This window comes from Bacillus sp. FSL M7-0307 (assembly GCF_038627835.1).
GTDB lineage: Bacteria > Bacillota > Bacilli > Bacillales > Bacillaceae > Bacillus > Bacillus altitudinis.
In genome coordinates this window covers 698168-711398 of record NZ_CP152023.1, presented here as the reverse complement: position 1 = coordinate 711398, position 13231 = coordinate 698168, and the positions used below count along the sequence as shown (strand labels likewise).

Annotated in this window: 15 protein-coding genes; 7 read left to right on the top strand and 8 right to left on the bottom strand. The window is 41.2% G+C overall.

The window, feature by feature from the left end; all coding sequences use genetic code 11:
- Positions 1–184 precede the first annotated feature (184 nt).
- On the top strand, positions 185–334 hold the full coding sequence (locus MHI41_RS03540; protein WP_008344201.1) for a DUF1540 domain-containing protein: 150 nt from the start codon (positions 185–187) through the stop codon (positions 332–334).
- 200 nt (positions 335–534) lie between these two features.
- Positions 535–1614, top strand: a complete 1080-nt coding sequence (locus MHI41_RS03535) for a DUF3900 domain-containing protein (RefSeq protein ID WP_342494559.1) — start codon at positions 535–537, stop codon at positions 1612–1614.
- 63 nt (positions 1615–1677) lie between these two features.
- Here the strand turns inward: MHI41_RS03535 and MHI41_RS03530 are convergent, their stop codons facing one another.
- On the bottom strand, positions 1678–2877 hold the full coding sequence (locus MHI41_RS03530) for an MFS transporter (RefSeq protein WP_342494558.1): 1200 nt from the start codon (positions 2875–2877) through the stop codon (positions 1678–1680).
- A 104-nt stretch (positions 2878–2981) separates the two neighbouring features.
- Here MHI41_RS03530 and MHI41_RS03525 point away from each other — a divergent pair, with 104 nt between their 5' ends.
- On the top strand, positions 2982–3890 hold the full coding sequence (locus MHI41_RS03525) for a LysR family transcriptional regulator (RefSeq protein WP_342494557.1): 909 nt from the start codon (positions 2982–2984) through the stop codon (positions 3888–3890).
- Between the two features lie 32 nt (positions 3891–3922).
- Here MHI41_RS03525 and MHI41_RS03520 read toward each other — a convergent pair whose 3' ends face one another.
- The gene (locus MHI41_RS03520) at positions 3923–4402 is read right to left on the bottom strand and encodes a YbaK/EbsC family protein (protein ID WP_017360428.1); all 480 of its coding nucleotides are present in this window, start codon (positions 4400–4402) and stop codon (positions 3923–3925) included.
- 146 nt (positions 4403–4548) lie between these two features.
- On the opposite strand from MHI41_RS03520, the gene MHI41_RS03515 reads away from it, so the two are divergent.
- Complete coding sequence (locus tag MHI41_RS03515) at positions 4549–5751, top strand: MFS transporter (protein WP_342494556.1); 1203 nt, start codon at positions 4549–4551, stop codon at positions 5749–5751.
- 13 nt (positions 5752–5764) lie between these two features.
- Here the strand turns inward: MHI41_RS03515 and MHI41_RS03510 are convergent, their stop codons facing one another.
- Positions 5765–6496 (bottom strand): MurR/RpiR family transcriptional regulator, encoded by a 732-nt coding sequence (locus tag MHI41_RS03510; RefSeq protein WP_017366780.1) that lies wholly within the window; start codon positions 6494–6496, stop codon positions 5765–5767.
- A 204-nt stretch (positions 6497–6700) separates the two neighbouring features.
- Here MHI41_RS03510 and MHI41_RS03505 point away from each other — a divergent pair, with 204 nt between their 5' ends.
- On the top strand, positions 6701–8029 hold the full coding sequence (locus MHI41_RS03505; protein WP_342494555.1) for a 6-phospho-beta-glucosidase: 1329 nt from the start codon (positions 6701–6703) through the stop codon (positions 8027–8029).
- 34 nt (positions 8030–8063) lie between these two features.
- Here MHI41_RS03505 and MHI41_RS03500 read toward each other — a convergent pair whose 3' ends face one another.
- Positions 8064–8711, bottom strand: a complete 648-nt coding sequence (locus MHI41_RS03500; RefSeq protein ID WP_342494554.1) for a DUF3885 domain-containing protein — start codon at positions 8709–8711, stop codon at positions 8064–8066.
- Positions 8712–8824: 113 nt separating this feature from the next.
- Between MHI41_RS03500 and MHI41_RS03495 the strand changes: the two genes are divergently transcribed.
- Positions 8825–9025: a hypothetical protein gene (locus MHI41_RS03495; protein ID WP_342494553.1), complete on the top strand. Its 201-nt coding sequence runs from the start codon at positions 8825–8827 to the stop codon at positions 9023–9025.
- Between the two features lie 10 nt (positions 9026–9035).
- Here the strand turns inward: MHI41_RS03495 and MHI41_RS03490 are convergent, their stop codons facing one another.
- Together MHI41_RS03490 and MHI41_RS03485 are read right to left on the bottom strand one after the other, a co-directional pair.
- Entirely contained in the window at positions 9036–9950 is a 915-nt protein-coding gene (locus MHI41_RS03490; RefSeq protein WP_342494552.1) for an NAD(P)/FAD-dependent oxidoreductase, read from the bottom strand.
- A gap of 64 nt (positions 9951–10014) precedes the next feature.
- Positions 10015–10452: an Rrf2 family transcriptional regulator gene (locus MHI41_RS03485; RefSeq protein ID WP_342494551.1), complete on the bottom strand. Its 438-nt coding sequence runs from the start codon at positions 10450–10452 to the stop codon at positions 10015–10017.
- Between the two features lie 181 nt (positions 10453–10633).
- Between MHI41_RS03485 and MHI41_RS03480 the strand changes: the two genes are divergently transcribed.
- Positions 10634–11005, top strand: coding sequence for a hypothetical protein (locus MHI41_RS03480; RefSeq protein WP_007496834.1), 372 nt, complete (start codon positions 10634–10636; stop codon positions 11003–11005).
- Between the two features lie 90 nt (positions 11006–11095).
- Here the strand turns inward: MHI41_RS03480 and MHI41_RS03475 are convergent, their stop codons facing one another.
- A complete protein-coding gene (locus MHI41_RS03475) occupies positions 11096–11953 on the bottom strand; it encodes an SMI1/KNR4 family protein (protein WP_342494550.1) in 858 nt (285 codons plus the stop codon).
- A 106-nt stretch (positions 11954–12059) separates the two neighbouring features.
- Entirely contained in the window at positions 12060–13034 is a 975-nt protein-coding gene (locus MHI41_RS03470) for a tRNA-dihydrouridine synthase (protein ID WP_272511896.1), read from the bottom strand.
- Between the last annotated feature and the right edge of the window lie 197 nt (positions 13035–13231).

The following is a 13231-nucleotide window of genomic DNA, read 5'->3' as shown; positions in this document are numbered from 1 at the left end:
AAAAGAGCGAGATTTGCATTCTCGCTCTTTCAAAGTTTAAATTGTATATTTTCAGGGTAGATGGTATGATAAACATGTGCATATACAGCACAAACAGCCTCTTTCAATAAAGAGACTACTAGATTGAATGAACTCAAGTGGCAGCTTGCTTCATTCTTAATATGAATCACGGAGGTGAATTCCCATGGCACAAAATGTACTTTGTGAAGTGAACTCTTGCCGTTTTTGGGCTGACAACAGCTGTACAGCTTCTACCATTAAAATTGGTAAAAGCACAATGACTGACGTGACTCGCAATGCTGAAACGGATTGCGAAACATTTGAAACAAAATAATACATGATTTTCTGAGATGAAGGAACTGGCAGGTTCCTTCTTTTCTTTTATCATTCTATCAAGAATGATAATTATTATCAAGCGTTTTTCACTAAACATTTCTCGGGAAATAATGACACGAAATTTCTCCATTCGTTGACGATTTTCACTCCTTTTTCTATACTCAACATATCCGAAGAAGAAAAAGTGGTGACCAATCAGTGGATTTTACGATACGTTTCCTATCATTCTATGTGGTTGAAGTAGAAGGCAAAGAGGAACAAGCAAATAAACGGTTTAAACATTACCAAACATTAGACCAAGAGGAATTTGAACAAAGTGAGCTGAGAGACTTTCTAGACGGTGAGCTTAAAAAAATCGTCAAACGAAAAGTGGACAGACATCCTAAGTCTGAGCAAGTACCGACTAAAATCGGACGTTTCATTGTCGAACCCGGCCATGAACTCGATTCAAATCCAAACTACAATTTATTTCATCAGACGAGATTTGCAGATACAAAAGAAGTATTTAACGAATGCAGTGAACAATTTGTTCGCACCTATTTAGATACAAGTGCTGTCAGAGGCGGCGTGTTTTTGGTTGCATCTGCGGTTCCTAAAAAATATTTCGATGACTCTTTTGTCTTTATCATGAAATGCGATTTTGAACAGAAAGTCGCTTCTATTGCTGATACATCTACCTTGATCAAAAAAGTAGAAATGGCGATTACAACAAAAAACATGAAATCGATTCAATACCCGTTTATGCCAGAAGAAGGTATGACAGAGGAAGCCGAAGTGAAAATTCATCAATCCTCACACGCTCGTTATTTTGAGGACTTTCTAAAATTCGTCGAATACGGGGAATCGATGCCTGAAATCATGAAATCACAGGTCATGAATATGGTGCAGGAACATGTATTTGAAACATTTCAGGATGAAAGTGAAGAATTAAAACAATTTGAAGAGGACCTTGAAATATGGGAAGCAAGTGAAAAACGGGAGATTCGGGAAACACTCAATACAGAACAGGTCACACTAGCGGCTTCACATATTGTGGAACAAACCCCTGATATCACGATGAAGATGCGTCTAGGCGAAACAGAAATCAAAGGGCTTTTAGCCGACTTCGGCCACTCGATTCATATTGCAAAGGTCAACAATCGATATGTCGTGCTCGTTGAAGCAGATCAAATTGTATTTGAAAAAGGAAGCACACCTGTCGAATTCCATAAACCCAATGGCTTGAAAGAGGTCGTCAGCCAGCTGACGCAAAAAGCCTATGATTCAGACTTAGAATAAGAGAATATGACTGCCTCCTGCGATCAGCTGCATGAGGCAGTTTTTTATATAACGCTTTATTTTTTACACTGCACTAGAAGAAACATGCTGCCCGCTTCTTATCCACATGCTGACGAGCATTAAGCTTATGATAAGCATCAGCCAAAAGACGCTGTTTGTTCCGAAAAACTGGATCAACGTATACCCACACAAAGGTCCTAAAGCAGCCCCCATATCTTGAACAAAAGAATAGCTGGCGAGAAAGCGGTTCTTATCTGTTTGAGCAGAAGCTTTTTGAAAGGCAAGTGTATCGGTGAATGTTGTGACAATTGTTGCCATCAGCTGCATCAAAAGCAGCATCAATAGGAACCAGCCGCTTACCTTCAGCATGATCCCAAGAAAACTGAGCCCTCCAAAAGAAAGAAACATCCAGCATAACATTCGTTCCTTCAACACAATTCCATCAAACCACCGGCCTGTTCTTGGAGCAACAAACGGTTCCCATCCCCATCTGATTGCTTGAAGCCCACCACTTAAAGCAGCTGCGCCTATGACATAACCGAATAGAACAAAGCCATGCTGCCCCGTTTTTGCTTCAATCACGTGACTCAGTGTTGAAGCAAATAAACCTTGTATGATCAGTGCAACCATCATTCCTGTCAGAAGAACTTTCACAACACCTCGTGAAAACCACTTCTCTTTCATGCCTTGATACACTTGCGTCTTTTTGCCCTTTTCAATCTCATCTAAAGACACATAAAAAATACAGCCCAACAATGTGAGCAACCCAAAGACAAGCGTCATGGACTGGAAACCGATCAAGCTGGCAAATATCCCGCCAAATAACATTCCGAATAAACTGCCTAGGCGGTAAAGTCCATTATAAAGACCAGTCAAATGACCTTGTGCGCCTTCATCCATTTCAGCAATCAGTCTCATTCCACTCATCCGAAGTAAAGTCCACGCCAATCCCCAAGCACATCGGCATATGAGCAGCAGCCAAAAGCCACTGACACCATAGAGCATCGTGGTCACTGACGCTAGCAAAATAGCAATCAATACACCTGTCTTCATCGGCACATACCGGTATAGCCACCAAACAACTGGTGCTAAAGGGATGCGAATGAATCGGTTGATCGAGAGCAGTAAACCTACCTCCCAAATGGACGATAAACCAATCTCTCGCCAGTAGATTGGAAGAACAATATACAGCATGGAATCCCCAATGAGTGCAAACGCAGTGATGAGTGATATAAACACGACCTGCTTTTGACGATGCTCCATTTTTCTTTTCCCCCTTCGCTATCTTTACGATAAGGGATACCTTATAATAAATCTAATGAATGTTTTTGATTGAATCATCAAAATAATTGATAGGTGGTGCAAAGATGAATTTACATGCCCTCCGTATTTTTGCAAAGGTAGCCGAAACAAAAAGTGTCACTCAAACGGCAGACGTTCTGTCTTTGACGCAGCCAGCTGTGACGGCACAATTACGAAGCATTGAACGAGAGATCGGCTTTCGTCTTTTCAAACGAAACGGCCGGGGGATTACACTGACGGAGATGGGGAAAATTCTGTATCCATATGCCCGGCAAGTATTCGAGGCGGAAAAAGAAGTGGAATATCAGATCACCCTTCTGAAAAACGGAAAAAAAGGAAGACTCAGAATTGCTTCTACCTACGTACCACTTAACTTTTTGCTGCCTGATTGGCTTGCCTCTTTTAAAACATCATCGCCACAGACAGACATTGAATTAAAAAGCGGAAACTCCGCTCAAGTGATCGAAAGCCTGCTTCAATATCAATCAGATGTGGCGATTGCTGTAATTGAAGATCTGCACCACGAAGATCTTCACACCTCTCACTTAACTGATTTAAGTTATGACTTTATCGTGCCTGTGGATCACCCGTTAAATGGACAAACCGTCCCCCTAGAACGCCTAAGCCATGAACCCTTTTTAATGCGAGAAGAAGGCAGTTCGACGAGAGACAAGCTTTTTTCCCTTTTTACCGCTAAAGGAATTAAAAAACCGACCGTTGATTTACAATTCAGTGGTGTCCACGAAGCCATTCAAATGATCAAAGCTGGCTATGGCATTACCCTTGTTCCTCGTGACGCTGTTCAGCGAAGCTTAGAACGTGGAGAGATTGGGCGCGTGTATATCGAAGGAATTGACATTATCAGACCTGTTGTGGTCTGCAAACGGGCGAATGACCTTGAGGAAAATAGGACGGTACATGCTTTTTTGCAAATGAAAGACATTGGTCCCTTTACACCACCTGCTTCCAATTAAAAAAGTGCCTGCTTCAGCAACAGGCACTTTTTCTATTCGGATGGCTGAACAAGATCAAATGGGACCGCCTTTGAGGCTATCACTAATTGTTCTGGTGTGATGAGGATTTCATTTCCCCATTCTCCCGCTCCAACGCCTAATATCTCTTCTTCTAATAGCGATGCTTCGATAATCGTGCGGAACCCTTCAGGTTGCCAGCAAAATGGCGGAATCGAGCCAATGCGATAGCCTGTCACTTCAAGCACCGTGTCTGGTGAAGCCATTTTGATATTACGAGAGCCTGCGGCTTTCTTTAGTTTCCCTGATTTGATGTGCTGGTCAGCACCCACCATTACAAGCAGCTGCTCGCCTTCCCCTGTTTCAAAGATCAATGTTTTGATCATTTGTCTTTCTCTAAAACCAAGTGCTGCAGCTACATTCGCTGCGCCCTTCTCTGTGTCGGCAGAAAATGTTTTGATGTCATACGGGATGCCATGCTTGTCCAAAAAGTCATGTGCTGGTAATTTTTTCAATGGATTGAACCCCTTTCCTTACGATGTTCTTTCATTTAGCTTATCACAATCCTCTCATCCTTAAGATGTATTTTTCAATGGAAAACCTCTGCACACTTCGCCAACATGCTATACTGAACTTGTTTTTGAAAAGGAGTCGGTTGGATATGGGAAATAAGTTTTGGTGTTATACAGGCAGTAAAAGCCTTCTCATGCTAAGTGATATTCTATTTTTGATGACAGTCACATTGGTTATTTATCAAGATACACAATCTGTCGCCTATGCGGCTGTATTTCCGCTCATAAGAACACTATGTCAGCTATTGGCTGGGCTCCTCTCTCCTGTTTTGACAGAACTCTTTCAAGCCAAGCGTCTATTGAAATGGGTCCCTCTTTTACGTATTGGGATGCTCGTCGTATTCACGACCCAATTTGATTTCTTTCAGCAGCACCTGATCTGGCTGTTTAGTGCGTTCGTTTTGATTTCCATCACAGGCGGGTTCATTAGTCCTTTATTGCAAGCCATCATGCCGATGATTGTGCCAGAAAATCAGCTTGTGAAAGCGAACAGTACAGCCTCCGTTTTTTATCAATCTGTTCAAATCGCCGGCTATTCGTTTACTGGAATGCTCGTCCTGTTGATTGGTCCATCTTATTTAATGTGGGCCTCTTGTTTCATGATTGTGTTGTCCTATCTATTGATCATCCCTGTTTTTTCTCTACTCAAGCAAGAAGACACGGTTCAAAAAGAAAATAAGATGAACGGGTTCAAAGATGGCTGGAAGATCATTTGGACAAACAAAACGGTTCGCATCCTGACTTTCATGGATGTTAGTGAAAATATTGCAGGTGCTTTGTGGGTCGGACCAGTTACGCTTGCCTTTGTCACACTTGTTTTAAATGAAGGTGCGGAATGGTGGGGATATATCAATGCCGCATATTATATAGGTGCCATTATAGGCGGACTCATGGCTGCATGGCTAAGTCAGTTTATTCAAAAACAACTTCTCCTCTTTATGGCAGCGGGCTCTTTTATTTATGCAGTGCTGACGATCCTATTTTCACTAAACAGCCTGCCATGGCTTGCATTGCTGCTCTGTATTTTAATGGGGCCTGCCTATCAAATTCGAGATGTCTCTCAGCAAACCATTCTCCAAACGGAAACGCCAGTCCATGAGTTATCAAAGGTGTATTCGGCTCAATACGTTCTCTCTTCTATGTCTGTCAGTTTATCTATTTTCTTTGTTGGATTAATTGCGGATACATTCGGAGCGAGATTTGTGTATTTGTTAGGCGGACTGTTTGTACTCATCTGTTCCGGGATTGCCATCACCGCTTTCATGATGCAGAAAAAAAGAGCCACTGTTTAAGGCAGCGGCTCTTTTACTTTTCTTTTAACATCGCAAACATGTCACGCGCCATTGCTTCTAGGATATACACAACGGGTGTCTGTGTGGTGATGTTGGCTCTATGGACTCGTTCGTCTGTGACGTAATAAGCAATATTCAAGTCAGAAATACGAGAAATTGTACAGTGCTGATTGTTTGTAATACTAATGATCGTGCTGCCTTCTCTTTTTAGTTTCGAAATATGATCAATCGTAATACTGTTCTCTCCTGATACCGACAGCACAATGGTGACACTATTGTCTAAATACTGCATATTCATCGGGAAAAACGGATCGTTGATGTAGAATGAAAATTTCTCAAGACTTGAAAAGTACCTTGCCCCATACTGCGCCAAAATACCAGAACTGCCTGTCCCAATAAACAGCACATTCTTTGCATCCGCAATGAGCTTCGCTGCCTCTTTAATCTTTTCCTCAAAATCTCCTTTAAGTGTCCGTTCGATAAATTCATACAGGAAATGCTGCGTGCTTTTCAAAGAAGGTGTTTGTTCTGCTTCTAAATACATTTTGAGCTTCACCTTAAATTCTGAAAAGCCTTCACAATTCACTTTTCGACAAAAGCGAAGGACAGATGAGGTCGATATATGTGCGGCATCTGCCAAATCACGAATTCTCATATAGACGACTTTTTCACTATTTTCCATAATGTATCGGTATAAAGCGCTTTCTAGTTCATTAAAGCTGGAAATGACCTCACTTGAAAACATCTGACTTCCCCTTTCTCCAATAACATGACACAACACGTTTCTTTTATGTAACAAATCTCTAAATAGGGCACCCTTGCCTAAAGACGCTGAAACCGTTTACGCACAAGGTACTCTCACGATAAGCTATAAATGTACAAACAAATGATAAAAGATTGATTCACTCTATTATAACATTGTGCGTTACATTATTCGGAGGTGCAGAACATGGCAAAAGGATTAAAGGTTGTCACAATCGGCGGAGGATCGAGCTATACACCAGAACTTGTCGAAGGATTCATTAAAAGGTACGATGAATTTCCAATAAGCGAACTTTGGCTCGTCGATATCGAAGCAGGTAAAGAAAAGCTTGAGATCGTCGGAAATCTTGCAAAACGCATGGTGAAAAAAGCAAGGCTTCCAATCGAGGTTCATTTAACTTTAGATCGCCGGAAAGCACTGGTAGACGCTGATTTCGTCACAACACAATTCCGCGTCGGATTACTGGAAGCACGTATGAAGGATGAACGTATTCCTTTAAAATATGATGTCATTGGTCAAGAAACAAACGGTCCAGGCGGTCTATTCAAAGGCCTGCGTACCATCCCTGTCATTCTTGAGATTGTGAAAGATATTGAAGAATTATGCCCGAATGCTTGGCTTGTGAATTTCACCAACCCTGCTGGTATGGTCACAGAAGCCGTACTTCGCTATTCAAACCATCGCAAAGTCGTTGGCTTATGTAACGTACCAATCGGTATTCGCATGGGCATCGCCAAAGGACTTGATGTCGACGCAAGCAGAGTCGAAGTCAGCTTTGCTGGATTAAACCATATGGTATTTGGACTGAACGTGTTCTTAGATGGCAAAAGCATCATGGATCAAGTGATCGAAGACATGGCAGATCCAAACTCCACCATGTCCATGAACAACATTCAAGCGATTCCGTGGGATGCAGATTTCTTAAAAGGGCTTGGTGTGATTCCTTGTCCGTACCACCGCTACTATTACAAAACAAGTGATATGCTGGCTGAAGAGAAAAAAGCAGCAGCGAATGAGGGAACTCGTGCAGAAGTCGTCCGTGCACTAGAAAATGACCTGTTCGAGCTTTACAAAGATCCTGATCTTGATATTAAGCCGCCACAGCTTGAAAAACGAGGCGGTGCTTACTACAGTGATGCAGCATGTAACTTGATCGCATCCATTTATAACGACAAGCATGACATTCAGCCTGTAAACACAATCAACAATGGCGCCATCAGTGACATTCCAAATGATTCTGCCGTTGAACTGAACTGTGTCATCACAAAAGACGGCCCAAAACCAATCGCTGTTGGTGAAATGCCGGTTGCTGTCAAAGGACTTATTTCTCAAATTAAATCCTTTGAACGTGTAGCCGCTGAAGCAGCCGTGACAGGCGACTACAACACAGCTCTTGTTGCCATGACCATCAACCCGCTCGTCCCATCAGATGCCATTGCAAAAAGCATCCTAGATGAAATGCTAGAAGCACACAAAGACTACTTACCACAGTTTTTCAATAAAGTAGAAGCATAAAAAGAAGCCGCACTTGTCAAAAGTGCGGTTTTTCTTATTTCCCGGCAAACAACTGATCCATCTGAGCACGGTCATAGTCTAAGAGCCAGTGCTGTAAACCTTCATAAACTGGACGCAGATGTTCTGGATCTGCCGCAATAAGATCACAGCCTCGATCATCATATAAGTGGAAAATCATCTGTTTTGAAAGATTGATGAGATAAATGTCATAACCTAGCTTTCCTTTCAAGATTTGATTCGGTTTGCAGAAATCCTCTTGGCATATAGCTTGTAATAGCGTGCGCAATCGAATATCTTGCAGCTGACACTTGAGTGTAAATCTCTCTATTTTCATTGTTTCTTCTTGTTTTGATTGTACATAGGTCAAACGCTCGTGACGCAATCGGTGACGCACTTGCCGGTCGGCATATTTTTGATAAACTAGGAGCTTTTGCTTCGTTAATTCATGTTCATGCTGCGTATAGACATCCGTGACAAGTAGAATATCGTCTTCTGGATCAAAAGCATATCTGACAATTTTTAAAGCCCGATCGCCTGCTTTTTCTAATACAACCGATTCTTCTCCTAATGACCAATCTGCCACTTCAAAGCGAAGAGCAAAAGGCCACTTATAAAAAAGAGGCGGCGCGAGGACAAGTTCAGGAAAATGACTTTTAAAAAAACGATTGGTTTGATCGCTCATCTCATGTCCTTCCATTGGTTTTATTTCTTATTTTACCGTTGAAACTGATGGAAATCCAATTGGAAATAAACTGTCATTTCTTATATGATAGAAAGAGATGGAGGTGTGACCAATTGAAAAAATGGTTTTTACAGGTGTTCCTCACCGCATTGATCACGATGTGGATACAGACTGGACTTGATCAGGCGAACATCATTCATATCAACAATGTATGGGTCGATGTCAGTAGCTGGATCCTAATCTTCTTTGTCATCTACGCACTTTTTGAATGGGCTGCTCACGTCTTAGCAAAACGGAAAATCGCTCATCGCTGAACATCTCTTTTTACAGAGATGTTTTTTGTTGAAACTCTTCCTGCACAAGTTCATGAATGACGCCCATTCCTGCCTGACTTCCAGCTGCTGCTGCAAGAACAAGCTGAGCAGGTCCGCCTAAATTATCACCACATGCAAAAATACCGCTGACGGTTGTACGCCCAAGAATATCTGTTTCAATGCCCCCATTTTTCGTCATTTGACAGCCTAGCTTTTCAGCAAAAGGGGTTGACTGCTTGAAATCACTTGCGACAAATCCGCCTTCTCTTATCACTATCTCTCCATTTGCAAGCTGAAGAGAGCGCAGCTGCCCATTGTCATGATTGATCGCTACAATTGGTACATCAATGACTTGAATAGAATGCGCTGATAGCAGTGCTTTCTCCTCTTCAGCTAACACTTGTTGTCCATTTGTAAACACAATCAAATCCTTTGTCCAATTGGAAAGAAGTTTCGCCATATGCAAAGCACGCTGGTTTTCTGCAATCAGGGCAAGTGGCTTGTCCTTCAGCTCCCAACCATCACAGAAAGGACAGCTAAACAAGGTCTTTCCGTACACTTCATGAATCCCCTTGATCTTTGGCAAAATATCCTGAAGTCCTGTAGCCAATATGATTTTTTTCGCTTCGAATCTTTCTCCTTCTTGTGTCAGTAACGCGAAGTTGTCCTCATGATTTTGTATCTCCACAATTCTGCTTCGTTTGATTTGGATATTGGGGTAGTTTTGAAGATCCGCTTCTCCTGCTTGTCTGATCTCAAACGGTGTCATTCCATCGTTTGTAATAAATCCATGTGATTCCTGAGTCACTCGATTTCTTGGCATCTCATCATCGAATACCATGACCTGTTTTCTACCCCGCCCCACAACAAGAGCTGCATTTAATCCGGCTGGCCCGCCTCCAATAATGGCACAATCTAATAACATATAAATCTCTCCTTTTTATCCAAGACTTTAAGGACTCTTAATATCTATAATTTATTCAAAAAAATCACATCTTGAAAAATGGATTTTTTTCTGTCTGCTCTATTTGGCTTGCAATATCAACTAACCGCTTTTGACTTAACGTCTCCTGCATTTTCATTTCAACATCCTGCATGACTTGTTCAATCAAACAGTCATCATGAGGCATGAAAGAATCATGTTCTAAAGAACAACGAAATAAATGGGTTTGTCCTTCTACCGCCTGAATGACGTCTAAAAACGAAATGTCCTCCTTCTTTTTCAGAATGGTGTAACCACCTTTTGCGCCAGGTGTTGATTCAATCAATCCCGCCTTTACAAGCTTTGTTAAAATTTTGGATAAGTAGGTAGGTGAAAGATCTTGCATCTTGGCGAGAGGCTCAACGCCTATTGCTTTCCTCTTTGGTGCAAGGGTTAAAAATACCATCGTATGCAGCGCATAGTTGGTCGCTTTAGAATATTTCATAGAAACATTCCTTTCTATCTATTGTAGACCTTTTATATCTGTAATTGATCATAAAAGATTCAAGAAGAAAAAGCAAGTATTGTGGATCTGCTTCTTTTTTCATTCCACATTTCACATTTCCTTCCGATAATAGAAGTAAGCACGAAAAAAAGCTTGATGAAGACTAGAAGGAGTGAAAAAAATGTCAGATCAACAGCACAATGCAGCACACGAAGAAGAAGAGGAATTTAACGTATACGACATGCTTCCACCCGCAGGAACAATCATTGGCGAAGCAACAGAAGAAGAAATGGAAGCTGCGGCAGCATTAGAAGTGAGACATTACGCCTTTATGCGTCTGCAAGACTCGTACATTCAATTTGATGGATCTTCTTATAAAGAATTGCTTAAAGACTTTCAAGAACTAGAATTTGATTCTGCAAAGTTTTGGAGAGCCATCGCACGACGCCTGCAAGTCCCATACGAATGGCCAATCCGAATCGACCATGCAAACGGTCCTATTTATATTGGTGAAACAGAAGATAGCCGTGATGTTGAGGAGAGTGCGGAGTAAAGGAATTGGTGACCCCCTTTTGGTGAGGGGGTCTTTTTAATAATTTAAAAGATTTCTATTTCTGATATTTTTCACATGAAATAGATATTCTTATTGCTCTTCTAAATCAAATTCCAACCATAATGATATATTAAAAGCGATTTCATGCATTTCTTCTATTTTTGATTGATTCAATTGCTCCGCAAAACGACGTGCCCTTTGAAAAATATCGTCATTCTGCTTAATCACCACAGCATTCAGTGTAAGGATTGTACTGAGCGCCCAGCCAGCAGTTACTAACAAATTTTCGTCTTGAATGGCGTCCATAAAAGTTTCTACTTCTGAAAAAAACCACTTGATATCATCAATTTGTTCTACATGAAAAAATACAATATTCTGAAGTGCCTCAGGATCTCTGGTCTTCAATATTTCTTTCACTTCTTCTTGTGATAGTGGTGGGTTTTGCTTTTCATATTCAGCCTGCCACTCTTCATCTGACATCCCAACTTCTTCGCTATCTTCCGTGGTATAATGCCCCGCAATCAGTTCATCAAACGAATCCGCTAATTTGAAATCCGTCTCATATTCTAGATCAAAGTAGTGAATCGGCGGATGCTCCTTTGTTTCTCTATAATCCAATGCAATCCATGTATGACCATCCCCACAAATGAGCACAAGTCCCTCAGGCAATTCCCATTCTTCTATTAAATAATCACTGTCCATGATACCTTCGCCTTTGGCAATTCCTCTTAAATGATCAAATGACACATGATCCTCTGCCCATCCATTCGGCTGGTCTGTTGGAAAAGCATTATGCAAGGTATAACCGCCATTTTGTTCAAGAATAAGTTTCTTATATGTATCAGGCAAGATGACGCCTAGTTTCTTTTCCGCTTTTGCAATGCCTTTTTCATTGATTTTCTTAAATGTCTCTTCACTTTCTCTGTCTGTATCCCAAAATGGTTTCAAATAAAATACCTCCAATTGTTATTTCTATCTTATTTTACCATTTGAGAAAACTAGTTTAATAGTCCTGTTCATAAAAAAAGAGAAGGGTTACCCCTCCTCTTGTTGATTATGATTGTTCTTGATTTCTCGCTTCAAATTCATCTAGCATTGCTCGCACTTCATCTGTTGATGATGTGTTCATTAATTGGTTTCTTAGGAAGCTCGCTCCTCTGAATCCTTTTACATAAATCTTAAAGAAACGATGCAGTGCCTTGAATGGACGCAAGCCTAATGAGGAATATTGATCATGAAGATCAAGATGTAATCTTAAAAGACCTAACAGTTCGTCACTCGTATGCTCTTTCGGCTCTTTTTCAAAGGCAAATGGGTTATGAAAAATCCCACGTCCAATCATCACTCCGTCCACTCCATACTTCTCAGCGAGCTTTAAGCCTGTTTGACGATCAGGAATATCACCATTGATTGTCAAAAGCGTATCAGGGGCTACTTCATCACGCAATTTCTTAATCTCAGGAATGAGCTCCCAATGCGCATCTACCTGGCTCATTTCCTTTCTAGTACGAAGATGAATCGATAAATTCACAATGTCTTGCTCCAAAATGTGTCTGAGCCAACCACGCCATTCATCGACCTCTGTAAACCCTAGTCTTGTTTTCACACTAACAGGTAATCCCCCTGCTTTTGCCGCTTGAATCAGCTCTGCCGCAACGTCTGGGCGAAGAATCAATCCACTCCCCTTCCCGTTTTGCGTGACATTTGGGACAGGACAACCCATATTAATATCAAGCCCCTGAAATCCTAACTCCGCCATTCCAATACTCATTTGTCTGAAGTTCTCAGGCTTATCTCCCCAAATATGAGCAACAATCGGCTGCTCATCCTCTGTAAACGTTAAACGGCCTTTCACACTTTGAATGCCATCAGGGTGGCAGTAGCTCTCACTGTTTGTAAACTCTGTAAAAAACACATCCGGTCTCGCCGCCTCACTCACAACATGACGAAACACAACATCTGTCACTTCTTCCATTGGTGCTAATATAAAAAATGGTCGTGGTAAATCACGCCAAAAATTTTCACTCATCTTTCATCCAATTCCTCTCATGACATAGCGCCTTATAGGGCATATCCTTCTGTAAATTCTTTCAGCAATTTTTATCATTATATACTTTAATATGAACTAGGCAAAATTGCAAAAAAGGACATTTCAAAACCAAATACGGAGTAAATATTAATTTTCGACCTATAATTACCGTTTTATATTCAAGTGAAGGGAAGCCA

What these genes read in the sequence shown, in the direction of transcription:
- MHI41_RS03540 (WP_008344201.1), top strand. Translation starts at nt 185, where the DNA reads ATGGCACAAAATGTACTTTGTGAAGTGAACTCTTGCCGTTTTTGGGCT.
- MHI41_RS03530 (WP_342494558.1), bottom strand. Translation starts at nt 2,877, where the DNA reads ATGGAGCATCGTCAAAAGCAGGTCGTGTTTATATCACTCATCACTGCG.
- MHI41_RS03525 (WP_342494557.1), top strand. Translation starts at nt 2,982, where the DNA reads ATGAATTTACATGCCCTCCGTATTTTTGCAAAGGTAGCCGAAACAAAA.
- MHI41_RS03515 (WP_342494556.1), top strand. Translation starts at nt 4,549, where the DNA reads ATGGGAAATAAGTTTTGGTGTTATACAGGCAGTAAAAGCCTTCTCATG.
- MHI41_RS03510 (WP_017366780.1), bottom strand. Translation starts at nt 6,496, where the DNA reads ATGTTTTCAAGTGAGGTCATTTCCAGCTTTAATGAACTAGAAAGCGCT.
- MHI41_RS03505 (WP_342494555.1), top strand. Translation starts at nt 6,701, where the DNA reads ATGGCAAAAGGATTAAAGGTTGTCACAATCGGCGGAGGATCGAGCTAT.
- MHI41_RS03500 (WP_342494554.1), bottom strand. Translation starts at nt 8,711, where the DNA reads ATGAGCGATCAAACCAATCGTTTTTTTAAAAGTCATTTTCCTGAACTT.
- MHI41_RS03490 (WP_342494552.1), bottom strand. Translation starts at nt 9,950, where the DNA reads ATGTTATTAGATTGTGCCATTATTGGAGGCGGGCCAGCCGGATTAAAT.
- MHI41_RS03485 (WP_342494551.1), bottom strand. Translation starts at nt 10,452, where the DNA reads ATGAAATATTCTAAAGCGACCAACTATGCGCTGCATACGATGGTATTT.
- MHI41_RS03480 (WP_007496834.1), top strand. Translation starts at nt 10,634, where the DNA reads ATGTCAGATCAACAGCACAATGCAGCACACGAAGAAGAAGAGGAATTT.
- MHI41_RS03470 (WP_272511896.1), bottom strand. Translation starts at nt 13,034, where the DNA reads ATGAGTGAAAATTTTTGGCGTGATTTACCACGACCATTTTTTATATTA.